General features: G+C 68.3%; 20 protein-coding genes. 17 read left to right on the forward strand and 3 right to left on the reverse strand.

Going from position 1 to position 25,135, the window contains the following annotated elements:
• Positions 1 to 114 precede the first annotated feature (114 nt).
• Both LRM18_RS00670 and LRM18_RS00675 read left to right on the forward strand, forming a co-directional pair.
• Positions 115 to 1,725, forward strand: a complete 1,611-nt coding sequence (locus tag LRM18_RS00670) for a transglycosylase SLT domain-containing protein (RefSeq protein WP_049470625.1) — start codon at positions 115 to 117, stop codon at positions 1,723 to 1,725.
• Positions 1,726 to 1,748: 23 nt separating this feature from the next.
• A complete protein-coding gene (locus LRM18_RS00675; RefSeq protein ID WP_053460967.1) occupies positions 1,749 to 2,096 on the forward strand; it encodes a ribonuclease E inhibitor RraB in 348 nt (115 codons plus the stop codon).
• Between the two features lie 91 nt (positions 2,097 to 2,187).
• On the opposite strand, the gene asd is transcribed toward LRM18_RS00675, so the two are convergent.
• Together asd and LRM18_RS00685 are read right to left on the reverse strand one after the other, a co-directional pair.
• Positions 2,188 to 3,030 (reverse strand): archaetidylserine decarboxylase, encoded by an 843-nt coding sequence (gene asd / locus LRM18_RS00680; RefSeq protein WP_049470630.1) that lies wholly within the window; start codon positions 3,028 to 3,030, stop codon positions 2,188 to 2,190.
• The gene (locus tag LRM18_RS00685; protein ID WP_149901963.1) at positions 3,027 to 3,677 is read right to left on the reverse strand and encodes an SCO family protein; all 651 of its coding nucleotides are present in this window, start codon (positions 3,675 to 3,677) and stop codon (positions 3,027 to 3,029) included. Before LRM18_RS00685 ends, asd begins: the two co-directional genes overlap by 4 nt.
• Before the next feature lie 122 nt (positions 3,678 to 3,799).
• Here LRM18_RS00685 and prmB point away from each other — a divergent pair, with 122 nt between their 5' ends.
• From prmB to LRM18_RS00750, 13 genes are all read left to right on the forward strand, one after another.
• On the forward strand, positions 3,800 to 4,729 hold the full coding sequence (prmB, locus tag LRM18_RS00690; protein ID WP_049470635.1) for a 50S ribosomal protein L3 N(5)-glutamine methyltransferase: 930 nt from the start codon (positions 3,800 to 3,802) through the stop codon (positions 4,727 to 4,729).
• Entirely contained in the window at positions 4,726 to 5,829 is a 1,104-nt protein-coding gene (aroC, locus tag LRM18_RS00695; protein ID WP_154330979.1) for a chorismate synthase, read from the forward strand. The genes prmB and aroC overlap by 4 nt, the downstream gene beginning before the upstream one ends.
• Positions 5,822 to 6,859 carry a D-glycerate dehydrogenase gene (locus tag LRM18_RS00700; protein WP_053460963.1) on the forward strand — a complete coding sequence of 346 codons (1,038 nt, stop codon included), beginning with the start codon at positions 5,822 to 5,824 and terminating at the stop codon, positions 6,857 to 6,859. The genes aroC and LRM18_RS00700 overlap by 8 nt, the downstream gene beginning before the upstream one ends.
• Positions 6,860 to 6,949: 90 nt before the next feature.
• Entirely contained in the window at positions 6,950 to 7,978 is a 1,029-nt protein-coding gene (locus LRM18_RS00705) for an aspartate-semialdehyde dehydrogenase (protein ID WP_057493228.1), read from the forward strand.
• A gap of 147 nt (positions 7,979 to 8,125) precedes the next feature.
• Positions 8,126 to 10,150 (forward strand): FimV/HubP family polar landmark protein, encoded by a 2,025-nt coding sequence (locus LRM18_RS00710; RefSeq protein ID WP_270949244.1) that lies wholly within the window; start codon positions 8,126 to 8,128, stop codon positions 10,148 to 10,150.
• Positions 10,151 to 10,176: 26 nt separating this feature from the next.
• Positions 10,177 to 10,539, forward strand: a complete 363-nt coding sequence (locus tag LRM18_RS00715) for a VOC family protein (protein WP_049470645.1) — start codon at positions 10,177 to 10,179, stop codon at positions 10,537 to 10,539.
• Between the two features lie 32 nt (positions 10,540 to 10,571).
• Complete coding sequence (gene truA / locus LRM18_RS00720) at positions 10,572 to 11,342, forward strand: tRNA pseudouridine(38-40) synthase TruA (protein WP_064238937.1); 771 nt, start codon at positions 10,572 to 10,574, stop codon at positions 11,340 to 11,342.
• Positions 11,339 to 11,995 carry a phosphoribosylanthranilate isomerase gene (locus tag LRM18_RS00725; RefSeq protein ID WP_049414718.1) on the forward strand — a complete coding sequence of 219 codons (657 nt, stop codon included), beginning with the start codon at positions 11,339 to 11,341 and terminating at the stop codon, positions 11,993 to 11,995. Before truA ends, LRM18_RS00725 begins: the two co-directional genes overlap by 4 nt.
• Positions 11,996 to 12,163: 168 nt before the next feature.
• The gene (locus tag LRM18_RS00730) at positions 12,164 to 12,838 is read left to right on the forward strand and encodes a hypothetical protein (RefSeq protein WP_270949250.1); all 675 of its coding nucleotides are present in this window, start codon (positions 12,164 to 12,166) and stop codon (positions 12,836 to 12,838) included.
• On the forward strand, positions 12,835 to 14,853 hold the full coding sequence (locus tag LRM18_RS00735) for a hypothetical protein (protein ID WP_053460957.1): 2,019 nt from the start codon (positions 12,835 to 12,837) through the stop codon (positions 14,851 to 14,853). Before LRM18_RS00730 ends, LRM18_RS00735 begins: the two co-directional genes overlap by 4 nt.
• 85 nt (positions 14,854 to 14,938) lie before the next feature.
• Positions 14,939 to 20,326, forward strand: coding sequence for a DNA repair ATPase (locus tag LRM18_RS00740; RefSeq protein WP_270949252.1), 5,388 nt, complete (start codon positions 14,939 to 14,941; stop codon positions 20,324 to 20,326).
• A 2-nt stretch (positions 20,327 to 20,328) separates the two neighbouring features.
• Positions 20,329 to 21,030: a hypothetical protein gene (locus LRM18_RS00745; RefSeq protein WP_270949254.1), complete on the forward strand. Its 702-nt coding sequence runs from the start codon at positions 20,329 to 20,331 to the stop codon at positions 21,028 to 21,030.
• A gap of 44 nt (positions 21,031 to 21,074) precedes the next feature.
• The gene (locus LRM18_RS00750) at positions 21,075 to 22,184 is read left to right on the forward strand and encodes a toxic anion resistance protein (RefSeq protein ID WP_182067573.1); all 1,110 of its coding nucleotides are present in this window, start codon (positions 21,075 to 21,077) and stop codon (positions 22,182 to 22,184) included.
• A 71-nt stretch (positions 22,185 to 22,255) separates the two neighbouring features.
• Here LRM18_RS00750 and LRM18_RS00755 read toward each other — a convergent pair whose 3' ends face one another.
• Complete coding sequence (locus LRM18_RS00755; RefSeq protein WP_164687793.1) at positions 22,256 to 23,143, reverse strand: LysR family transcriptional regulator; 888 nt, start codon at positions 23,141 to 23,143, stop codon at positions 22,256 to 22,258.
• Positions 23,144 to 23,240: 97 nt separating this feature from the next.
• Here LRM18_RS00755 and trpB point away from each other — a divergent pair, with 97 nt between their 5' ends.
• Positions 23,241 to 24,458 (forward strand): tryptophan synthase subunit beta, encoded by a 1,218-nt coding sequence (gene trpB / locus LRM18_RS00760; RefSeq protein ID WP_032957499.1) that lies wholly within the window; start codon positions 23,241 to 23,243, stop codon positions 24,456 to 24,458.
• Entirely contained in the window at positions 24,455 to 25,135 is a 681-nt protein-coding gene (locus LRM18_RS00765) for a hypothetical protein (protein ID WP_206632471.1), read from the forward strand. The genes trpB and LRM18_RS00765 overlap by 4 nt, the downstream gene beginning before the upstream one ends.

Here is a 25,135-nt window from a genome sequence, read left to right on the forward strand (position 1 = left end):
CCTTGTGATGAATAGCCCAATGTTAACCGCCGGCAGTGACGGTCCGAAGGTCGGCTTGCCCGGACCTTGGCGGCGCCGCTACTCTGCCTGCCTGTTTCGCACACAGTGCCATCAATGCCCGTTCCTGTCCTGATTTCCCGCGGTTGGCCGCTGCTGGCCCTGGCCGGCCTGGTTTCCCTGGCGCCCGACGCCCACGCACAGCGGGTTTCGGCCCGGGACAAGGTGAAGGTGGATGCGCTGCAGCAGCGCATGACCGCCGCCGAGAAGCGCTACAGCGACGCCCTGCTGCTGGTCTCCAACGCCGATCCCAAGGGCAGCAACGAGGCCGATGCCGCGCTGGAGGACATGGAAGATGTCCTCAACGACTGCGTGAAGCAGAAGGGCTGCCAGATGGGCACCCTGCTGGCCAGCTACAAGCGCCTGCTCAAGCACGACGCCGATGCGGCCGCCAGCGATGAGGTGGCCGACGAGGGCGGTGACCGCCTGGAAGCCGACCCTGACCACATCGGCCCGCTCACCGCGGACGTGCCCGAGGCCGCGCGCGCTGCCGCGCTGCTGAACGACAAGCGGCACGCCTTCGACAGCATGGTCGAATACAACCCGGCGGTGCAGGCCGGCATCCGCCGCTGGCTGACCGACATGCGCCCGGCGCTGCTGACCAGCTACGAGAACTACCAGAACCTGCGCGCGGTGATGTGGCCGGAGTGGGAAAAGCGCGGCCTGCCCGAAGCACTGCTGTTCGGCATCATGGCCAAGGAATCCAACGGCCGCGTGCATGCGTCCTCGCGCGCCGGCGCCGCCGGCCTGATGCAGTTCATGCCGGCCACCGGCCGCCGCTTCGGCCTCGGCCCGGACGGCACCGGGTTCGACACCCGCTTCGATGCACGCAGTGCCGCCGAGGCCAGCGCCAGCTACCTCAACGAACGCCTGCGCGAACTGAACAACAACGTGGAAATGTCGGTGGCCGCCTACAACGGTGGCGAAGGCCGTGCCGCACGCGTGTTCAAGCAGAGCGCCGGCCAGAGCTTCTGGACCGACAGCGTCTACAACCAGTTCCCGGGCGAAACCAAGGACTATGTGCCGATGGTGATTGCCGCGGCCTGGATCTTCCTGCACCCGCAGCAGTATGGCGTGGAGTTCCCGAAGATCAGCGCGCAGCCGGCCACGCTGCGCCTGGCCAAGTCCACCACCATCTACGAATTGACCATCTGCCTGGGCAGCCACGGCACCCGCGACGGCTACATGCGCGCGCTGCGCAACCTCAACCCGCGCTATGAAGCCGATGGCTGGATCCCGGCCGGCACCCTGATCAACGCCACCACCCGCATCGCTGGCCTGTACCAGCGCAACTGCATCAGTGGCCCGCGTGCCGACCTGGCCCGCACCCTGATCACCGCCGATCTGAATGCTGCGATCAAGCGCCCGACGGCTGCCAGCTACACCGGCAGCGTGGCGGTGGGGGGCGTGGTGCCGGTGGCCGATGCGGCGGCCTCCACCAGCGTGCCGACCGCGCCGGTGGCGCCGGTGTCGACGCCACGCCCGGCACCGGCTGCGCGGCCAAAGCCGGTGCGCAGCCATAAGGTGGGCCGCGGTGAAACCCTGGGTGCCATCGCGGCGAAGTTCCAGTGCGACGTGCCGACGCTGGCCCGCGCCAATGGCCTGAAGGCCCCGGCCTACAGCCTGCGCCATGGCCAGACGCTGAAGCTGCAGGGCTGCGACAAGTAATCCCCCCGACCCCTGGAACCCGCATGGATCTCGAAGACACCCGCAACCTGTTCGCCAACCTCCGCGAAAACACCGACTGGGACATCAACGGCCCGTTGCTGTGGGGGTACTTCTTCGTGCACTCCACCGCTGAGCCGTTGCAGGCACTGGCCGGGCACCTGCAGGCGCAGGGCTACACCTTCGTGGAACTGTTCGAGCAGGAGCCGGAAGAGGGTGACGCGCCGTTCCACGTGCTGCACGTGGAGCGCGTGGAGATCCACGACGAAGCGTCGCTGGATCGCCGCAACCAGGAATTCGCAGCGCTGGCCAAGGAAAAGGGCGTGGAGGACTACGACGGCATGGACGTCGGCCCGGCCCCGGCCCTGCAGTAACGCGCGCACCGGTAGTGCCGGCCGCTGGCCGGCAATGCCCGACGCGTTGGATCAACGGAGATGCCGGCCAGCGGCCGGCACTCCCGAAGCCTCAGCGCAGCTTCGCCAGCGCCTGGCCCAGCTGCACCGGGCTTTCGGCGTCCAGGTGCGGGGCGAACTCGGCCACGCCCGGCGGCAGCAGCACGATCACCGTCGAGCCGTAGTTGAAGCGCGCCATCTCGGCGAAACGCTCCAGCCGGATGCCCTGGCCGCGGTAGTCCTTGCGGGTGATGCGATCGCCGTAGTGCGGAATCTCCTCGCCGCTCCAGACGGTTTCCACGCCGGACACCAGCAGCGCACCCACCATCACACTGGCCATCGGCCCGAAGCTGGTGTCGAAATGGCAGACCAGGCGCTCGTTGCGTGCGAACAGGCGAGGCACGCCGTTGACCGCCGCCGGGCCGACGCTGAACAGACGCCCCGGCACGTGCACGGTCTCGCGCAGGGTGCCGGTCCACGGCATGTGTACCCGGTGGTAGTCGCGCGGGGACAGGTACACGGTGGCGTACAGGCCATCGTTGTAAGGCTTGGCATCCTCGGCGCTGCCCAGCAGTTCGGCGGCAGTGAACGACTGGCCCTTGGCCTGGAAGATGCGGCCGGCCTCGATCCTGCCGAGCTGGCTGATCCTGCCGTCGGCCGGCATCACCAGGCTGCGCGGATCGGCGTCGGCCACGCGGGCGCCCGGCTTCAACGCGCGGGTGAAGAACTGGTTGAAGGTCGCATAGCTGCGCGGGTCCGGGTTGGCCGCTTCGTCCAGGTTCACGTTGAACTTGCGGGTGACCGTGTCGATCAGCCAGCGCGACACGCGCGGATCGTCCGAGTACGCCAGCGAACGCGCCATCGAAGACAGCAGGCGGTGGGGCAGGGCGTACGTCAGGGCGGTGGTGAGGCTCATGGGGCGGTTTTCTCGGTCAGCTTCTGCAGGTCGCGGGCGATCGCCGGCGCGTTGAACGGGGGGCGTACCAGGCCGGCAAGGCGGCCCTGCGGGTCGAGCACGGCCAGGCTGGCCGAATGCTCGACGGTGTAGTCCTCGGGGTTCTCGTCGAAATGCTTGCCCGGCACCTTCTGGAACACGAAGCCCAGCGAAGTGGCAAAGCGCTCCAGCGAGGGGATGTCAGCAGTGGCGGCCAGGGTGTCCTTGTGGAAGCCGTGCACGTATTCGCCGAGGCGGGTGGCGCTGTCGCGGTCCGGGTCGACGGAGATGAACAGCACGCGTGGGCGCAGGCTGTCGGGCAGGGCTTCCCACTGGTTCTGGGCGCCGGCCAGTTCGGCCAGGGTGGTCGGGCAGACGTCGGGGCAGAAGGTGAAGCCGAGGAACACCAGGGTCCAGTGGCCCTTCAGCTCGCCCGGGATCAGGCGGGTGCCGTCGGACTGGGCCAGGTTGAAGTCGGGCAGCTCTCGCGGCGTGGGGTACAGGGTGATGGCTTCGGTGGCCGGGGCGTTGGCCGGCGGCTTCGGCGCGAACACCTGCTGGGCGGCCAGCAGGCCCAGCCCCGCCGCCAGGGCGATCAGCAGGATGATGCCGGCGTTGCGATTGAACATGGGGGCTCCCGCGCGAAATGGGCTCCATCATACCGGGTGAGGCCGGATCGTTTCCGCCGCAACGGATGCCGCCGCCGGCGCCAGCCCCTATAATCGGGGGCCACTTTGCCCGCAGTACCGCCATGACCGCTGAAACGGCCGCCGAACTCCACACGATCATCGATCTGATCCGCTACGGCACCAGCCGTTTCAACGAAGCCGGGCTGACCTTCGGGCACAGCTATGACAACGCGCTGGACGAGGCGACCCAGCTGGTGCTGCACAGCCTGCACCTGCCGCACGATCTGGGCCCGGCCTACGGCCAGGCGCGCCTGCTGCAGGCCGAAAAGCTGCGCGTGCTGGAGCTGTTCCAGCGCCGCATCGATGAACGCATCCCGGCCGCCTACCTGACCGGTGAGGCCTGGTTTGCAGGATTGAGCTTCAAGAGCGACAAGCGCGCCCTGGTACCGCGCTCGCCGATCGCCGAACTGATCGAATGCGGCTTCGAGCCGTGGCTGGCCGGCCGCGATGTCAGCCGTGCGCTGGACCTGTGCACCGGTTCGGGCTGCATCGCCATCGCCATGGGCCACTACTACCCGAACTGGGAAGTGGACGGCGTCGACCTGAGCGACGATGCACTGTCGCTGGCCGAAGAAAACAAGGAGCGCCTGCAGGCGCACAACGTCACCCTGATCAAGTCGGACCTGTTCAACGGCCTGACCGGCCGCCACTACGACCTGATCGTCACCAATCCGCCGTACGTCACCAACGACGAGACCGATGCCCTGCCGCAGGAGTACTCCTACGAGCCGGAAATGGGCCTGCGTGCCGGCGACGATGGCCTGGACCTGGTGCTGAAGATCCTGCGTGACGCGCCGCTGCACCTGAGCGAAGACGGCCTGCTGATCTGCGAAGTGGGCGAATCCGAACAGCATCTGGTCAAGCTGCTGCCGGAAGTCGATTTCGCCTGGATCGAATTCAAGGTCGGCCAGATGGGCATCTTCGCGGTCGAATGCCGCGAGCTGATCGCCCACAGCGCACGCATCACCGAACTGGCGGCGCAGCGCCCGTGAGCTCCAATTCGTTCGGCAAGCTGTTCACCGTCACCACGTTCGGCGAGTCGCACGGGCCGGCCATCGGCTGCGTGGTCGATGGCTGCCCGCCGGGGCTGGCGCTGGACGCGGCCGAATTCGCCCACGACCTGCAGCGCCGCGCCACCGGCAAGAGCCGGCACACCTCGGCGCGGCGCGAGGCCGACGAGGTCGAGATCCTGTCGGGCGTGTACGAGGGCCTGACCACCGGCACCCCGATCGCGCTGCTGATCCGCAACACCGACCAGCGCAGCAAGGATTACGCCAGCATCGGCCAGCAGTTCCGCCCGGGCCATGCCGACTACAGCTACTGGCACAAGTACGGCATCCGCGACCCGCGCGGTGGTGGCCGTTCCTCGGCGCGCGAGACCACCATGCGCGTGGCCGCCGGCGTGATCGCCAAGAAGTGGCTGGCCGAGCGCTTCGGCGTCACCGTGCGTGGCTACCTGTCACAGCTGGGCGACATCACCCCGGCCGGTTTCGACTGGTCGGCCGTGGAAGACAATCCGTTCTTCTGGCCGCACGCCGAACAGGTGCCAGCGCTGGAGGCGTACATGGATGCGCTGCGCAAGTCCGGTGATTCGGTCGGTGCGCGCGTGGACGTGGTGGCCGACAACGTGCCGCCGGGCTGGGGCGAACCCATCTACGGCAAGCTTGACGGTGAGCTGGCTGCCGCGCTGATGAGCATCAACGCGGTGAAGGGCGTGGAGATCGGCGACGGTTTCGCCAGCGCCGCGCAGAAGGGCACCGAACACCGCGACCTGCTGACCCCGCAGGGCTTCGCCAGCAACCATGCCGGCGGCATCCTCGGTGGCATCTCCACCGGCCAGCCAGTGGTCGCCTCGATCGCGTTGAAGCCGACCTCCAGCCTGCGCCTGCCGGGCCCGTCGCTGGATACGTCTGGCAACGTGGTCGAGGTGGTCACCACCGGCCGCCACGACCCCTGCGTCGGCATCCGCGCCACCCCGATCGCCGAGGCCATGGTGGCGATGGTGCTGATGGACCAGGCATTGCGCCACCGCGCGCAGTGCGGCGATGTCGGCACGATCACCCCGCGCATTCCCGGGCAGATCGATGGCTGACACGCGGCCGACCGTGTGGGTGAGCCAGCCGCTGATCGACGCGGCCATCGCGCCGCTGCGCGATCGCGTGCAGCTGCGCGGCACCGACACCGTCACCGCCTGGTCGCCGGACCAGATCGCCGGACAGCTGGCCCGCGCCGACGGCGCGATCATCACCCTCAACGAGCGCATCGGTGCGGCCCAGGTGGCCGACGCCGCGCAGTTGCAGGTGATCGCCAATGTCGGCGTCGGCTACAACAACCTGGATGTCGACGCGCTCAGCGCGGCCGGCATCCTGGCCAGCAACACGCCCGATGTCCTGACAGAAACCACCGCCGATCTCGGCTTCGCGCTGCTGATGGCCACCGCGCGCCGCATCACTGAATCCGAGCGCTGGCTGCGCGACGGCCAGTGGCAGCAGTGGTCGTTCCAGACCATGCTCGGTGCCGATATCCACGGCAGCACGCTGGGCATCCTTGGCATGGGCCGCATCGGCCAGGGCATCGCCCGCCGCGGCGCACACGGTTTCGGCATGAAGGTGCTGTACCACAATCGTTCGCAGCTGCCGGCGGCGACCGAAGCGGAAGTGGGCGCGACCTATGTGGACCTGGACACGCTGCTGGCACAGTCCGACCACCTGCTGCTGGTGCTGCCCTATACCCCGGCCTCGCACCACCTGATCGATGCCGCCGCGCTGGCGAAGATGAAGCCGTCGGCAACGCTGGTGAACATCGCCCGCGGTGGCCTGGTCGATGAGATCGCGCTGGCCGACGCGCTGGCCAACGGGCGCCTGGCTGCCGCTGGCCTGGACGTGTACGAGGGCGAGCCGAAGGTGCGCCCGGAACTGCTGGCGCTGCGCAACGTGGTGCTGACCCCGCACATCGGCAGTGCCTCGCTGGCCACGCGCACGGCGATGGTACAGCTGGCCGTGGATAATCTGCTTGCCGGGCTCGGCCTGGACGGCGGCCCGTCGCGGATGCCGAGCGCGATCAACGCTGACGCGGCGATGGCCGCGCGCGTGACGCTGGGCAAAAAAACCGGGAAACGATAGGGAACCTCCGCGCGCCCCGCTTGAGGAGGTTCCCCGAACCCAGCTGTCGTGCGTGTTTTTCCCCATTCCCGTTTTCGTGAGAGTTCCCTCATGAGCAATGCACAGCGCAGTTTCCACGTCGCCGTCGTCGGTGCCACCGGCGCCGTTGGCGAGACCATGTTGTCGATCCTGGCCGAGCGTGATTTCCCGGTCGGTACCCTGAGCGTCCTGGCCTCCGAGCGTTCGGCCGGCGGCGAGATCGAGTTCAACGGCCAGAAGGTCAAGGTTCAGGACCTGGCTACCTTCGATCCGACCGGCGTCGAGATCGCGCTGTTCTCGGCCGGTGGCAGCGTGTCCAAGGAATACGCACCGAAGTTCGCCGCCGCCGGCGCGGTGGTGATCGACAACTCCTCGGCCTTCCGTTACGACGATGACGTGCCGCTGGTGGTGTCCGAGGTCAATCCGGAGCAGGTCGCCAACCGTCCGCGCGGCATCATCGCCAATCCGAACTGCTCGACCATGCAGATGCTGGTGGCGCTGGCGCCGCTGCACCGCAAGTACGGCATCGAGCGCATCAACGTCTCCACCTACCAGTCGGTGTCCGGCGGTGGTCGTTCGGCCACCGAGGAACTGGGCAAGCAGACCGGCCAGCTGCTGAGCTTCCAGGAGATCGATCCGCAGCGCTTCCCGGTGCAGATCGCCTTCAACCTGATCCCGCACATCGATGACTTCCAGGACAACGGCTTCACCAAGGAAGAAATGAAGCTGATCTGGGAGACCCGCAAGATCCTCGGCGATGACAGCATCCTGGTGAACCCGACCGCAGTGCGCGTGCCGGTGTTCTACGGCCACTCCGAGTCGGTGGCGATCGAGACCCGCGACAAGGTCACCGTGGCCGAAGCGCGCGCGCTGCTGGAGCAGTCGCCGGGCGTCGAAGTGGTGGATCGCCACGAGGCCGGTGGCTACCCGACCCCGGTCACCCATGCCTCGGGCACCGACGCGGTGTACGTCGGCCGCATCCGCGAGGACCTGTCGCACCCGCGCGGCCTCAACCTCTGGATCGTGTCGGACAACGTGCGCAAGGGCGCTGCCCTGAACGCGGTGCAGCTGGCCGAACTGGTCGCCGCCGAACAGCGTTGATCACAGCGGTTACCTCACCGGTAGTGCCGGCCGCTGGCCGGCATTGCCGTGATGGGGGCGTGCGTGTCTGCCGGCCAGCGGCCGGCACTACCGAAGGTCCCCCTCGATGGATGCGGACCGCGGTCCGCACGCTTTATAGTGTCGCCCATGAATAAACGGGCCAGGGGCGCAAAGCGCCCGCTCCTCTATCTATCCACTGCGCTGCTGGCCCTGGCCAGCAGTTCGGCGCTGGCCCTGGGCCTGGGCGACATCCGCGTCCTGTCCAAGCCGGGCCAGCCCCTGCTGGCCGAGATCCCGGTGGTCTCGGCCGATCCGTCCGAGCTGGAGAACCTGCGTGTCGCGCTGGCCTCTCCGGTCACCTTCGAACGCGTCGGCCTGCAGCGCCCGACCGGGCTGGTCAGCGAACTGCAGTTCGAGCTGACCCGCAACGCGCAGGGCAGGGCAGTGGTGCGGGTGACCTCGCAGACGCCGGTCGAGACGCCGTCGCTGAGCTTCCTGATCGAGGCCGACTGGGGCCAGGGCCGGCTGGTCCGCGAGTACTCGGCGCTGGTCGATGCACCCTCCAGTGCACTGGCGGTGGCCGAACCGGAAATCGTCGCGCCGGCCGGCAGCCTGTCCAACACCATCGCGCGCGAGCCGACCGCGGCGCCTGCCCCTGCGGACGACGCCCGCGCGCCTGCACCGTCCACCGCCGCTGCGCCGGTGCCCGCGCCGCGCCCCCGTGCAGCGGCTGCGCCGGTCACGGCGCCGGCGGCCGATGGCAGCGTCACCGTCCAGCGCGGGCAGACCCTGTCGCAGATCGCCAGCGCGGTGGCCCGTGGCAACCAGGTCAGCCGCGACCGCGCGATGATCGCCCTGCTGCGGGCCAACCCGGAAGCCTTCATCCGCGGCAACGTCAACCTGCTCAGACAGGGCGCCGTGCTGCGCATGCCCGGTAGCGATGCACTGGCGGCCGTCGATGCCGCCGAGGCCGCCGCGCTGGTGCGTGAGCATGCCGCACAGTGGCGGCAGGCGCGCACCGTGCCGCAACCGGCGGGCAGCGTCGCCCCGGCCGCCACGGCGGCGACCGCGAACGCTTCTTCCCCGGCTGCGGCCAATGGGGCACGACTTGAAATCGCTCCGGCGCTGGCCTCCGACGCCGCGCATGCGGGCACAACCACCGGCACTGCAGCCGGCAGCGAGGGTGACATGCTGGGCAACGAACAACTGCGCCAGGCACGCGAGGACATCGCGACCCGCGATGCCGAGATCGGCGAGCTCAAGCAGCGCGTGGCCGACCTGGAAAAACTCAAGGAACAGCAGCAGTCGCTGATCGCGATGAAGGACAACGACCTGGCCGCCGCGCAGCAGCGCCTGGCGCAGGCACCGGGTGCCCGCGATGCGGCAACACCGTGGTACTGGCTGGGGCTGCCGGTGCTGCTGTTGGCAGCCGGCGCGGCCTGGCTGCTGCGTCGAAGCAAGCCGTCGCCGCTGCCGCCACTGCGCGAAGAAGACGATGCCGCCGGCCTGGCCGCTGCGGTTCCGGCGGGCGCCGCGCTGGATACACTGGCCGAGCAGTCCTCATGGTCCTCGGTGGCGACCGAGGGGGGCCGCCAGGAGCCGGCGATGCCGGCCTGGGCGACCGAGCGCGCGGCGCAGGATGAAGTGGCTGCCGCCTCCGCTGCCGACCTGGACGCACAGGCGGACTGGCAGGCGCAGACGCTGCGCGATGACGAGGTGGTGGCGCTGCCCGAGGCAGTGACCGAGCTGCCGCGCTGGGATGAGCCGGCGGCCACGCAGGACGATTCCGTGCCGGCCGACGCCGTGCAGGATGAGCCGGTCGCGCACGCGGCCGCTGACGAGGTGGCCGTGCCGGACTACGCGCTGCACGCCGAGCAGCAGCCGCAGTTCCGCGGCGTGTTCGACCTGCCGGCCGAGCATCCTGGCAGCGAGGATGCGCCTGCGGTGCCGGAGGACGCGCCGGCCGCACCGGTGCATGAACAAGGCACTGCTGCATCGGCCGCTGATGCCGGCTGGGCACCGCGGGCCGGGCAGGAGCGCCTGGAACTGGCCATCGCCTATCTCGACCTGGGCGATGCCCAGACCGCGCGTACGCTGCTGCAGGAAGTCGCCGACGGCGGTGACCTGCACTGCCAGGCCCAGGCCCGCGAACTGCTGGCCCGGCTGCCGTGACCGATTCCGCCCACAAGGCCCCTGCCATGAGCCGCGAGCGCCGCATCGACTATGTTGAATTCGCCTCGACGGATCCTGCGGCCAGTCGCGCCTTTTTCGAGAAGGCGTTCGGCTGGTCGTTCGTCGACTACGGCAGCGACTACACCGCCTTCGACGACGGCCGCCTGCAGGGCGGCTTCTTCCGCGGCCAGCCACAGCGTGCCAGCGATAGCGGTGCGCCGCTGCTGGTGCTGTACGCCGACCAGCTTGCGCCGATCGAAGCGGCGGTGCGCGATGCTGGCGGTGAGATCGTGCGGCCGGTGTTTTCCTTCCCCGGGGGCAGCCGTTTCCAGTTCGTCGAGCCTGGTGGCAACGAACTGGCGGTCTGGTCCGAACGCGACCCGGCCTGAGCGCCGCCCCACCCGCAACATCGAGGTAGCACATGCGTTACGCGCTTGGCGTCGAGTACGACGGCAGCGATTTCAGGGGCTGGCAGAACCTGGGCGAGGGTGGCCCCAGCGTGCAGGCCAGCCTTGAGCAGGCGCTGTCGTCGGTCGCAGACGCGCCGCTACAGGTGGTGTGTGCCGGCCGCACCGACGCCGGCGTGCACGGCCAGTGCCAGGTCGTGCATTTCGATACGGACGTGGCGCGTGATCCGCGCGCCTGGATGCTGGGCACCACCACCCGCCTGCCACGCTCAGTCGCGGTGCGCTGGTGCGTGCCGGTGGCCGACGACTTCCATGCCCGTTTCTCGGCGCGTGCGCGCCGCTACCGCTACCGCCTGCTCAACCGCGAGGTGCGGCCGGCGCTGCAGCGGCAGACGCTCAGCTGGGAGCGCCGCGCGCTGGACGAGACGCTGATGCATACTGCCGGCCAGGCCCTGCTCGGCGAGAACGACTTCAGCGCGTTCCGCTCGGTGCAGTGCCAGGCGTTGCATGCGCGGCGCGAACTGCAGTCACTGCAGGTCACCCGCCAGGGCGAGGTGATCGAGGTCGCCGTGCAGGGCAATGCATTCCTTCATCACATGGTCCGCAATATCGTCGGATCGCTGATCCTGGTGGGCAGTGGCGAGAAGCCGGTGGAATGGATCGCCGAACTGCTGGCCGGGCGCGATCGCACCGTAGCCGGTCCCACCGCACCGCCGCAGGGCCTGGTGTTCCTTGGGCCCCTGTACCCCGACAACTGGCATCTGCCCGCCGAGGTCACGCTATGAGCCGCTCCTACTACCGCACGCGCATCAAGTTCTGTGGCATGACCCGGGCCGGCGACGTCCGCCTGGCCGGCGAACTGGGCGTGGACGCGGTGGGTTTCATCTTCGCCCGTGAAAGCAGCCGCCGGGTCGCCCCGGCCGAGGCACGCGCGATGCGCCAGGCGATCGCACCGATGGTCGACGTGGTGGCGCTGTTCCGCAACAACAGCAAGGAAGAGGTGCGCGAGGTGCTGCGCACGGTGCGCCCGACCCTGCTGCAGTTCCATGGCGAAGAAGACGAGAGCTTCTGCCGCAGCTTCAACATGCCCTACCTGAAGGCGATCGCCATGGGCGGGCGTGAAGAGATCAATGCCCGCACCCTGCAGCTGCGCTACCCCAGCGCCGCGGGCTTCCTGTTCGACAGCCACGCGCCGGGCGGCGGTGGCGGCACCGGCGTGGCGTTCGACTGGGGACGGATCCCGACCGGCCTGCATCGGCCGTTCCTGCTTGCCGGCGGCCTGAACCCGGAAAACGTCTACGACGCGGTGCTGGCCACCCTGCCGTGGGGCGTGGATGTCTCCAGTGGCATCGAGCTGGAGCCGGGGATCAAGGACGGCTACAGGATGCGCACCTTTGTCGAAGAAGTGCGTCGGGCCGATTGCGCGGTTCTGGAGTGATTGGCGTCACTATCTGTCGTGATTTGGACCTGGATTTGAGCCTGCACGCACTCTTCACATAGGATGGTCCCAAGCGCGCCTGCCATGAGGGCTGGCGCGGGGATCGACGGGACGCGCTCGGCGCGCCCCGAACGGGCGGCCGCCGCCCACAGCCCAGGAAGGCAAGCGATGCAGGAGTTTCTCACCGTCGTACTCGGTTACCCGACGCTGCCGTACAGCATTCTGCTGTTGGTGTCGGTGATGTATTGGGCGGTTGCGGCGTTCGGCCTGGTCGATGACGGTTTTGGCGATCTCGGCGCCGACGGCGCGCTCGAGGCGGGGACCGATCTCAGTGGCCTGTCGGCCATGCTGGCGCGTTGGGGCCTGGGTGGCGTCCCGATCATGGTGGTGGTCACCCTGCTGGGCCTGTTCGGCTGGCTCATCACCTATTTCATCCATCTGTTCGTACTGCTGCCGCTGCCGGACCTGCTGCGCTGGGGCCTGGGTACGCTCGTGGCGGTGCTGGCACCGCTGCCAGCGGTACCGCTCACCGCGCTGATCCTGCGCCCGGTCCGGCGCTTCCTGCTGCGCCTGCGGCCGGTGCCGCAGGCATCGCTGCTGGGCCGGGCCGGCGTGGTCGCATCGCCGAAGGTCGACGCACGCAGCGGTCATGCCACGGTCGATGATGGCGGCGCCGGGCTGGTGCTGCAGATCCGCAGCGACCTCGAACTGCAGCGTGGCGAGCGCATCGTGCTGGTCGAGCACGTGGCCGAACAACACTATTACCGGGTGGTCCGCGCCGATGCGATCGCCCTCGATTTCCAGGACAACCTGCTTCCGGGCAACAAGGAGACTCATCAATGACGTTGGCATCCCTCTTACCGTTCCTGGCCGTCGCCGGCGGCCTGCTCGTCCTGCTGCTGGGCGTGGCCGGGCTGTTCAAGGCCTTCTACCGCAAGGTCGACCAGGGCGTGGCCCTGATCGTCAACGACATGAGCTCCACGCCCAAGGTGCACTTCACCGGTGCGCTGATCATCCCGGTGCTGTACCGCGCCGAGCTGATGCGGATCAGCCTGATCACCCTGCAGATCGACCGCCGTGGCAAGGAAGGCCTGATCTGCCGCGACAACATGCGTGCCGACATCGCCGTGGCCTTCTACCTGCGGGTGAACGAGACCCAGGCCGACGTGCTGCGCGTGGCCAAGGCCATCGGTGCCGACCGTGCGTCGGACAAGCATGCTGTCGATGAGCTGTTCAACGCCAAGTTCTCCGAAGCGTTGAAGACGGTCGGCAAGAAGTTCGACTTCACCGAACTGTTCGAGAAGCGCCAGGAGTTCCGCGACGAGATCATCGCGGTGATCGGCAACGACCTCAACGGCTATGTGCTGGAAGACGTGGCGATCGATTACCTGGAGCAGACCCCGAAGGCGCTGCTGGACCAGTTCAACATCCTTGACGCGCAGGGTATCCGCAAGATCACCGAGCTGACCGCCGCGCAGAACGTGGTGACCAACGAGCTGGAGCAGAACGAGAAGCTCGCCATCACCAAGAAGAACGTGGAAGCGCGTGAAGCGCTGCTGGCGCTGGAACGCCAGCAGGCCGAAGCCGAAGCACGCCAGAAGCGCGAGATCGAGACCATCCGCGCGCGCGAGGAGGCCGAGACCGCCAAGGTGCAGGAAGAGCAGCGCCAGCTGTCCGAGAACGCCCGCATCGAAGCACAGCAGCTGATCGAGATCCGCGACCAGAACCGCCTGCGCGAAGTGGAAGTGGCCGAGCAGAACCGCCAGCGTGCCGTGGCCATCGAGGCCGAGCGCGTGGAGCGCGCACGCCAGCTTGAGCAGGTCACCACCGACCGCGAAGTGCAGCTGCAGGGCGTGGAGCGCGACAAGGTGGTCGAGCAGGGCAAGATGGACGTGGCCAACATCACCCGCGAACGCATCTCCATCGACAAGACCGTGGCGCAGGAGGAAGAGCGCATCAAGGAAGTGCGCGAGGTCTCCGAGGCCGACCGCCAGAAGCAGGTGCTGATCCTGGAAGCCGAGGCCAAGGCACAGGAATCGCTGGTGCGCGAAGTGAAGGAAGCGCAGGCGCGCGAAACCGCCTCCAAGCACCGCGCAGTGGAACTGACCACGCTGGCCCAGGCCGAACACGAAGCGGCCGGCAAGCAGGCCGAAGCCAAGCGCCTGCTGGCCGACGCGCTGCGCGCCGAGCAGGCTGCGCCGGGCCTGGCCGAAGCGCAGGTGCGTGAAGCTTCGGCACTGGCCATCGAGAAGGTCGGCATCGCCGAGGCCCGCGTGATCGAAGCCAAGGCCGAAGCCAGCCTGAAGCAGGGCAGCAACGAAGCCCGCGTGCTGGCCGAGACCCTGCAGGCGCAGGCGCAGGGTGAGGAGAAGATGGGCCTGGCCCGTGCCACCGCCACCGAATCGCTGGGCAACGCCGAGGCCGGCGTGGTGCAGAAGAAGCTGCTGGCCGAGGCCGAAGGCCTGGTGCGCAAGTTCGAAGCCATCGCTTCGCTGAGCGACCAGGCACGTGGCCACGAAGAGTTCCGCATGATGCTGGACAACAGCCTGAAGCAGGCGCTGGCCTCGATCGAAGCCGGCAAGGAAGTCTCGCGCGAGAACGCCAACGTCATCGCCAGCGCGCTGCGCAACGCCGATATCGATCTGGTCGGTGGCGACGGCGGCATGTTCGAGAACCTGGTCAAGGCGGTGTCGCTGGGCAAGTCGATCGAAGGCTTTGCCGGCAAGAGCCCGATCGTGCAGGAGCTGATGCAGCGCTACCTGGGCGTGGCCGTGGCCGAACCGGCACCGCGCCAGATCGCCGAGGATGCCGACGCGGTGCCGACCGTGTCGGCCACGGTGGTCGACAGCGCCCGTTGATGCATCGGGCGGTGGCCGCTGCGGCCACCGCCCGCCCGCGCCGGCCGCAACCGCGGCCGTCCGCCCGTGAGCCGGAAGCCTGCTGATGTCTGAAACCCATCCGTCCGCCGAATCCACCGCGCCGGAGGCCGGCGGCAACACCGTCGACCAGGCCGTTGCCCAGGGTGGCGCCTATGAAGTCCTGCGGCGTCGCCTGGCCGAGCAGGGCCAGCGCCTGCAGGGCCTGGCCGAGACGCTCAACCGCCAGCGCCTGGCCGAGTTCGGCGACAGCCGCCTGGAAGTGGTCGGGCGTTTCCGTATCCGCAGCGAGAACAACTGCGTCGGCCGTGACATCGTGCAGGTGGGCCCGGACCGCCTGCTGTTCGGCTACAACGTATTCATCGGGCTGAAGACCCAGACCCGCATCGAAGATGTGTTCGGCCTGTACCGGCTGGTGCAGGGCAGCGACGGCTACGACGTCGCTGCCCTGGAGCTGAAGGGCAGCTTCCTCGACCAGCCGGGCTTCGTGCACGATTTCAACGAGCTGTATGCCTACTACAAGCACGCACGCCTGCTGCAGCTGATCGTGGTGGGCGACAAGCTGCTGGCCTCGTTCCAGATCGGCGAGCGCAGCAGCGACGTGCGCGTGTTCCGCTGGGCGCTGTCGCGCGATGGCGAACTGACCTATCTGGATGCGCGCGGCGAGCGCGATATCGCACTGCCGCCGCCGTTCGACTTCGAATGGACCCGAGCGACCCGCGACCTCGCGGTCAACGGCCGCCATTCGCACCTGAACATCCTCGACACCCTGTTCGTGGAGACCACCGGCGGCGACCTCACCATCAAGGTCGAGAACAATACCGAGACCGGGCAGGGCATCTACAGCGAACCGGTCGAGGACAGCACGCAGTCGCTGGACGATGCCCAGTTCGAGTTCGCCCGGGTCGGTTCGCTGGTGCTGTTGAAGGTGCTGCCATACCGCGAGACAGAGTGGCGCGGCCTGATCTACAACACGCTGACCGGCGGCATCGTGCGCAACGATGCGATCGTGCAGGCCTGCGTGCAGCTGCCCGAAGACCACGGCGTGATCTTCCCGGGTGGCTATTACCTGCAGGGCGGCGAGCACAAGGCATTCGACGCCTCGATGGCCGGGATGCAGTTCAAGCGCAGCATCCGTTCACCGAATGGCGAGGACGTGCTGTACATCTTCTATGAGCGCGAAGGTGGGCGCTCGGCGCTGTTCGTCTACAACACCATCCAGCGCGTGCTGCAGAACCCGGTGTTCGGCCATGGCTACGCCTTGATGCAGGACGGGCGCATGGTGCTGTTCCATGCCGAAGGCAGCGAACCGACCCGCATCCATCCGATGCAGGTCTGGCAGACCCCGTTCAGCAGTGATGAGTTTGCCGCCAGCCGACCGCCCGGCAACACCTTCATGGGCCGCATCGGCAACGCCGAACTGGTGCGCGGCATTTCCAACCTGTTCAACCTGGCGCGCGAGATTGATGGCCAGGACGTGTCGGTGCAGCGCTACCAGCGCCTGGTGGCCGACACCCGGCGCCTGTTCGATGCCCACCACTGGTTGGGTGACGCGGCCTGCGATGGCGCCGAGGCGCTGCTGCGGCAGATCAGCGCCACCGGCGAATCGGTGCTGGACGAGTACGAGAAGGTGCAGTCGATCCGCCAGCAGTCGGCGCAGGCGATGGTCGAGGCAGAGGCCGCGCACAAGGCGCTGCTGGGCCGGCTGCAGCCGCAGAACTGGAACGAGGTGCAGGCCTTCGTCGAGGCCCTCAATGCGATCACCGCATTGCGCGGACGGCTGCTGACCATCCGCGAGCTGCGCTACATCGACACCGCGCGTATCGAGACGATGACGGCCGAGCTGGTGGAGGCGCAGGATCATGTCGGCGCCGCCACGGGTGACTTCCTCGCCGGCGATGCCGCGCTGATGCCGCTGACCACGCGCCTGCAGGCCCTGGATGAAGCTGCGCAGCAGGCGCAGAGTGCCCGCCAGCTGGATGAGCAGCTGGAAGGGCTGCGCGGGATGGCGGCCGATCTGGATATGCTGTCCGAACTGATGGCCGGCCTGAAGGTGGACGATGCCACCGCCCGCACCCGCGTGGTCGAGTCCATTTCGGTGCTGTACGGTCGCCTCAACCAGGCCCGCGCGCGTGCCGATCAGCGCCGCAGGTCGCTCGGTTCGGCCGAGGCCGTGGCGCAGTTCGCCGCGCAGTTCGCGCTGTTCTCGCAGTCGATCACCAGCGCGCTGGCGCTGGCCACGGATCCGGAGCGTGCCGACGAGCAGCTGTCTCGCCTGCTGGTGCAGCTGGAGGAGCTGGAGAGCCAGTTCGGCGAACACGAGCAGTTCCTCGGCGACATCCTGAGCAAGCGCGAAGAGCTGGTTGAAGCCTTCGAAACGCACAAGCAGGCACTGCTGGATGACCGCCAGCGCAAGGCACGTTCGGTGCTGGATGCAGCCAGCCGCATCCTCGATGGCCTGGCCAAGCGCACCGAGCGCTTCGCCACCGCCGATGAGCTCAATGCGTTCTTTGCCGGCGATCCGCTGATCCTCAAGCTGCGTGAGCTGGCCGAACGCCTGCGCGCGTTGCATGACAACGTCAAGGCCGACGACATCGAAGCACGCCTGAAGGGTGTGCGTGACCAGGCGGTGCGTCAGCTGCGTGACCGCAGTGATCTGTACGAAGCAGGCGGCAACGTGGTGCGGCTGGGGCCGCGTCATCGCTTCAGCGTCAACACCCAGGCACTGGACCTGACCCTGCTGCCGCGTGGTGACACGCTGGCGATCCATCTGACCGGCACCGACTTCCTGGAGACCCTGCACGATCCGGAGCTGGATGCGCTGAAGCCGTTCTGGCCGGTCACCCTGGACTCCGAATCACCTGCACTGTATCGCGGCGAGTATCTGGCCGGCAGCCTGTTGATGGCCGCGCAGGAGGGGAGCGACGGCCTTGATCTGGCCACGCTGCAGCACGACGTCGCCACGCCCGAAGCACTGGACCAGCGCGTGCGTGCGTTCGCCGCACCGCGCTACCGCGAAGGCTACGAGCGCGGCATCCATGACCATGATGCCGCGCTGATCCTGCGTGCGTTGCTGCCGTTGCAGCAGGCGGCCGGCAGCCTGCGCCATGCACCGCGGGTGCGTGCGCTGGCGGTACTGTTCTGGGCTGCCGAGCAGCGGCACGAAGCGGTGGCGCAATGGCCGGCCCGCCAGATGGGGGCTGAAGCGCTGGCACGGCTGCTGGGGTCCGACGAAGGGCGCCTGGCGTTGCGTGCGGAAATGGCCGAGGCACTGCTGGCGTATGCGCAATCCCACGCGTTGCCGTTCGATGCCGATGCCGCAGAGGCCGCGGCCGCCTATCTGGGCGAGGAACTGGCGGCCGGCGAGCCGGTGTTCAGCAGCAGCCGCCATGCGGTAGCGCTGCTGGAGGCACTGGCTCGGCAGCTGGAACAGGCCGGGCAACGCGAGGCGGTCGAACGCGCCCTGCAGCGCAGCCAGGATCCGCTGGCCACGCGCTGGGCGCTGGCCGGGCAGTGGCTGCGGGCGCTGGCGCGGATGCCGGCGCATGCCCCGCATGCCGGCTATGTCGACGAGGCTGCAGCACTGCTGCTGGTGCAGCGTCAACTGCGCACCCGTGCCAGCGACGCCGCGCTGCAGGCGGAGGTCAGTGGCCTGCTGGGTGAACACGCCCGCATCAGCAACGGCACGCTGGTGGTATCGCTGGATGATTTCCTGGCGCGCCTGAAGCAGCACCTGCGTCATTTCGTGCCAGCGTTCCATGCCTATCAGGCGCTGCGCCAGGGCATCATCGGCCGCGAGCGCGAGACCCTGCGGCTTTCCGAGTTCAAGGCGCGGCCGCTGTCCTCGTTCGTACGCAACAAGCTGATCAACGATGTCTACCTGGGCGTGATCGGTGACAACCTGGCCAAGCAGATGGGTACGGTCGGCGAGAACAAGCGCAGCGACCTGATGGGCCTGCTGATGATGATTTCGCCGCCCGGCTACGGCAAGACCACGCTGATGGAATACGTGGCGCACCGCCTGGGCCTGGTCTTCATGAAGATCAACGGCCCGGCGCTGGGTCACGAGGTGCGCTCGCTGGACCCGGCCCAGGCACCGGACGCGACCTCGCGGCAGGAGCTGGAGAAACTCAACCTGGCGCTGGAAATGGGCAACAACACCATGCTGTATGTAGACGACATCCAGCACACCCATCCCGAGTTCCTGCAGAAGTTCATCTCGCTGTGCGATGGCACCCGCCGTATCGAGGGTGTGTGGCGCGGTCGCACCCGTACGTACGACATGCGTGGCAAGAAGTTCTGCGTGGTGATGGCCGGCAACCCGTACACCGAGTCCGGCGAGGTGTTCAAGATCCCGGACATGCTGGCCAACCGTGCCGACATCTACAACCTGGGTGATGTGCTCGGTGGCATGGAGGCGGCCTTTACCCTCAGCTACATCGAGAACAGCCTGACCTCCAACCCGGTGCTGGCGCCGCTGGCTACGCGCGACATGGCTGACCTGTACACGCTGGTCGACCGGGCGATGGGCAAGGAGGTCTCGACCAACGGCCTCAGCCACGCCTACAGCAGCGCGGAGATCAACGAAATCACCGCCACGCTGCAGCGCATGCTGCGCGTGCGCGACGTGGTCTACCGCGTCAACCAGCAGTACATCGCCAGTGCCGCGCAGGACGACCGCTACCGCACCGAGCCGCCGTTCCGGCTGCAGGGGAGCTACCGCAACATGAACAAGCTGGCCGAGAAGATCTCGCCGGTGATGAACGAGGACGAGCTGCAGCAGTTGATCTCCGACCACTACCTGGGCGAGGCACAGCTGCTGACTACCGGCGCCGAAGAAAACCTGTTGAAGCTGGCCGAACTGCGCGGCGTGCTGGACGACACGCAGGCGCAACGCTGGGCGCAGATCAAGCGCGACTTCCTGCGCAACAAGGCCATGGGGGCCGACGACAGCGATGTCGGCGGGCGCGTGGTCGCGCAGCTGGCCGACATCGCCACCGCCCTGCAGCTTCCACCGTCGGCGCCGGAAGCGATTGCCGTTGCCGACCCGGCACCGTGGCCGGCGTTGCTGGAGGCCCTGCATCGTCTTTCTGAAACACGTCCGGCCGCCGCGCCGGTGCCGGTCGCGGCAGCCGCCAGTGTGCCGACGACGGTCCTGGCCGACGACCTGCAGGCTGGCCTGGCACCGTTGGTGGAACTGTTGGCGGCATCGCAGGCGCAGCAGGCACAGGTGTCGCAGACCCTGGCCGCGTTCGCCGGCTGGGCGCGGCAGCAGGTCGAGCGTGGGGTGCCGAACAGTGCGGTGGCGCAGCGTGCGCGTGTGCGCCGTGCCACGACGCCGGAGGAGCGCGCGCTGGATGAGGCCCTGATGCGTCACTTCTACGGCGAGTCGTTGCCGCCGGACGACAGTGAGGGGATTCCAGCACCGACACCGAAGCCGCCGCCGCTGCCGTGACCATGCAGGCGCCACTGCCGCCACCGAGCTTGCCGGACACGGCCGATGTCGCCGTGCTGGCCACCTATGGTGCGCCGTTGCTGCAGGCGCTGGCGCGGCGCGAAACACCGTTGCCGCCGGGCGCGGGCGCAGGCCTGGTGGCCGCACTGGCACGCATCGCGCTGGCCCTGCAGGCCGATAACCCGGCGCAGATCCGGCGGCAGGCGGGCTGGTGGGGCCGCCTGCTGGGGCGCGATGTCGATCGCGAGGCGGAAGCACGTGCGCTGCAGTCGCAACTGGGCGTGCTGGCCCTGCAGGCGCGCGAGCAGGCCCAGCAGCTGCAGCGGCAGCTGCAGCTGCGGGCCATGGCCATTGCCGGACATTCAGCGGCGGCCGCAGCGCTGGACGCCTGGGTCGAGCTGGCAGCGCTGCGGCTGGCGTCGCTGGATATCGCCGGCCAGGCCGCGCTGTCGCAACGGCTCGATCATCTGCGCCGGCTGGCCACGCTGCGCCGTCTCGAGGCCGGCCAGTGGCAGCTCCTGCAGGACCAGGACAATGTGCTGCTGCAACGCTTCGCGCGCATCCATGACGTCCTGTTGCCAGCCTGGCGGCAGGCCGCCGCGGCGGGCCAGGCCGCGGCCGGCGCCACATTGGCGGCGAAGGCCGCCACGCTGCACGCACAGATCGATGACGAGGTCGCGGCGGCTCAGGCTAGACTGCCTTGAGCCGGCCGCCGCTGCCGCTTACCCAACTGCAAGGAGACTGCCCGATGACCCAGGACAGCCAGACCCCCGGTGCCCTCGTGCCCGGCACGACCACCGCCGCTCCGCTCGATGAAGGCGTATTGCAGGCGCTTGGCCTGGTCCGCGAGGATCTGCCGCGCATCGCCGAGATCCGTCTGGAGCTGGATGACCTGCGCCCGGGCAACCTGCAGGTCTTCGGTCGCGAAGCGGCCACGCGCACCGCAGCGTTTTCCAGCCAGTTGCTGGACCAGGTGCGCAATCGTGACCTCGATGCCAGCGGCGAGAAACTGGGCGAAGTGGTGCGCATCGCGCGCAGCCTGAAGCTGGACGGCTTCGCGCAGCGGTCGAAGGTGCCGGTGATCGGTGGCCTGATCGACCGCCTGCGCGTATCCAAGGGCGAGCTGGTGCAGAAGTTCAGCGACACCAATGCGCAGATCGAGCAGCTGCTGGGTGATGTCGGTGTGCAGCAGGCGTTGATGGGCAAGCGCGTGGGCGAGTTCGACCGCATGCACGACATCGTCCGCGAAGAACGCCATGCGCTGGGCCTGTATGCTGCGGCCGGCAAGCAGCGTCTGGCCGAACTGCAGGCCGAGCAACAGGCCGGGCAGGGCAGTGAGGATCCGCAGCAGCGCATCCGCCAGGGCGAAGTCGACAACGCGATCCGCCTCCTCGAAAAGCGCGTGTCCGACCTGCAGCTGATGCAGCATGCGGCCGACCAGTCGCTGCCGATGATCCGCCTGATCCAGGCCAACGCGCTGCAGCTGATCGAGAAGTTCAACACGGTGCGCGAGATCACCATCCCGTCGTGGAAGCGCCAGTTTGCCATCCAGCTTTCGCTGGGTGAGCAGAAGGCCGCGGTCGAGCTGTCCACCGCCATCGACGATGCCACCAACGAGCTGATGCGCCGCAACGCCGACCTGCTGCGCCAGGCCTCGGTCGATACCGCACGCAGCAACCAGCGCGGCGTGATCGACGTGGCCACGCTGCGCCACGTGCACGACCAGTTGATCGCCACGGTCGAGGAAGTGCGCAGCATCCATCGCGAAGGAATGCAGCAGCGGCAGCAGGCCGAAGTCGAGCTGTCGCGTCTGCGCGAAGACCTGCAGCAGCGACTGGCCACCCCGACTGCCAGCTGAAAAAAGGGGACGGAGGGAATTAAGTCGTTTGTGCCACTTGCGACTTAATCCCCTCCGTCCCCTTTTTGTTGTCAGCGCAGTTGCGCGGCCACCCAGTCGGCCAGCGCGTCCACGCGCGCATCTGCCGGTCCATCCGGCCGTGCCAGCACCCAGAAGCCACCGGTGGCGGAAAATCCCCACGGGGCAATCAGTCGGCCCGCCGCCAGGTCCTCGGCCACCAGTGGCTCGGGCGCGATCGCCGGGCCCAACCCGGCCACGGCGGCTTCCAGCAGGTAGTAGAGATGTTCGAACGCGCTGCCCAACTGCAGCTTCGACACGTCCAGACCCTGTGCCTGCGCCCACGCTGGCCACGCCTGCGGTCGTGAGCTGGTGTGCAGCAGCGTCTCCTGCAGCAGTGCCGAGGGCGGTACATGTCGCAGGCGCTGCGCAGCCGGATGCGATGGCGCCACCACCACGCCAACCCGTTCCGGCGCCAGCTCACGCACCTGCCAACCGCGCGGCCACGGCCCCTGGGCCAGCAGCAGCACCGCATCCAGCGCTGCCTGCGCCTCGGTGAAGCTGCCATCCAGTGCCGACCACTGCAGGCGCACGCCGGGCAGGGCGGCCTGCAGCGCGGGCAGGCGCGGGATCATCCAGCGGGCCAGCACGCTGCCACTGCAGCCCAGCACCAGCGCCGGGGCCGCCGCCGGTCGCCGCAGTTCCCGCACGCAGTCTTCGATGCCGCCGAACGCGTCGCTGCACGCTGCCTGCAGGCGCGTGCCCGCAGCGGTCAGGCGCAGGCCACGACCGGCGCGCTGGAACAGTGCCAGGCCGAGGTGGTCTTCCAGCAGTTTCAGCTGCCGGCTGACCGCGCCGTGGGTGACATGCAGGTCCTGCGCGGCGCGGCCAACGCCGCCGAGACGGGCGGTGGCCTCGAACGCGCGCAGCGCATTGAGCGGTGGCAGCAGGGAACGGCTCATGTGAGATTTCCTGACGGTATGCGCCAGATAATATCCATTTTCCGGTCATGAACCGTGCGCTAGAGTATCCACCTGTCTCGAACCAGCGGTCGCTTCCATGTCTGCCTCCCCCATTGCCGACTACCACGCCTTCCCGGATGCCCAGGGCCATTTCGGCCGCTACGGTGGCAGCTTCGTCGCCGAAACCCTGGTCGGCCCGCTGCAGGAACTGGCCCAGGCCTATGACCAGGCCCGCCAGGACCCGGCGTTCCAGGCAGCCTACGACCGCGACCTGGCCCACTACGTGGGCCGGCCGAGCCCGATCTACCACGCCCAGCGCCTGAGCGACCATGTGGGCGGTGCGCAGATCCTGCTCAAGCGCGAAGACCTGAACCACACCGGCGCGCACAAGATCAACAACACCATCGGCCAGGCGCTGCTGGCGGCGCGGATGGGCAAGAAGCGCATCATCGCCGAGACCGGTGCCGGCCAGCACGGCGTGGCCAGCGCCACCGTTGCCGCGCGGCTGGGCCTGGAGTGCGTGGTGTACATGGGCGCCACCGACATCGAGCGGCAGAAGATCAACGTCTACCGCATGAAGCTGCTCGGCGCGACGGTGGTGCCGGTCACTTCCGGTTCGGCCACGTTGAAGGATGCGCTCAACGAAGCGATGCGCGACTGGGTGACCAACGTGCAGGACACCTTCTACATCATCGGTACGGTCGCCGGCCCGGATCCCTATCCGCGCATGGTGCGCGACTTCAATGCCATCGTCGGCCGCGAAGCACGCGAGCAGATGCTGGCCGAGTATGGCCGCCTGCCCGATGCGATCACCGCCTGCGTCGGTGGCGGCAGCAATGCCATCGGCCTGTTCCATGCCTTCCTCAACGACCGCCAGGTCGAGATCGTCGGTGCCGAGGCCGCCGGTGACGGCATCAGCACCGGGCGCCACGCCGCATCGATCGCTGCCGGTCGCCCGGGCGTGCTGCATGGCAACCGCACCTATGTGCTGTGCGACGACGACGGCCAGATCATCGAAACCCACTCGGTGTCGGCCGGCCTGGACTATCCGGGCGTCGGCCCGGAGCACGCGTTCCTGGCCGACACCGGCCGCGCCCGCTATCTCGGCATCACCGATGACGAAGCGCTGCAGGCGTTCCACCTGCTGGCGCATACCGAGGGCATCCTGCCGGCACTGGAGTCCAGCCATGCGCTGGCACAGGCGATCAAGCTGGCGCGCGAGCGTCCGCGTGACCAGATCGTGCTGTGCAATCTGTCCGGCCGTGGCGACAAGGACGTGCACACCATCGCCGCGCGCGAAGGGCTGGTGCTGTGAGCGCGTTGCTGCGCAACAGTGGCGTGCTGCTGCTGGCGCTGGGGTTGGCCGCGTGCCAGCCGCCGGAACCGCCAGTGCTGGCGCCGGCCGCCAGGGCCACCACGCAGCCGGCACAGCAGCCGGCCGCCAACGACGACCTCGACCCGATCGCACGCACGCCGATTGTCGATCCGCCACCGGTGGAAGGCACGGACGGCGATGATGCGCCCGCGGTGGCCTCAGTGGCGCTGGACCATGCCGGCGAGGTGCTGATCGGCCAGCACATGAGCGATCTGCAGGCCGTCGGGCCGTGGACGGCACAGGGCGCCGTCGAAGCCATGGGCGGCAGTTGCGAGTACTACGACGGCAAGGGGCTGCCGCCTGGCGTGTCGATGATGACCGATGAAGATCGCGTCGTCCGTTTCGACCTCGGACGGGATCCGGAGAGCGGCGCGCCCACGCCGCAGCCCGGTCCGTTCGGCCTGCGCGTCGGCATGACCCGCGCCCAGGCCATGGCCCAGTTCCCGAAGCCGCCGGTATCCAGCCCGCATGCCTACGACGGTGACCAGGGCGAGTACCTCACCTGGCAGGACCCCGGTTCGGACCTGGGTATCCGCGTGGAACTGTTTGAAGGGAAGGTTACCCGGATGTACTGGGGAACCAGCGATGCGATTGAACTGATTGAAGGATGTGCCTGA

This window comes from Stenotrophomonas sp. PI_27 (genome assembly GCF_027854495.1).
GTDB lineage: Bacteria > Pseudomonadota > Gammaproteobacteria > Xanthomonadales > Xanthomonadaceae > Stenotrophomonas > Stenotrophomonas pavanii.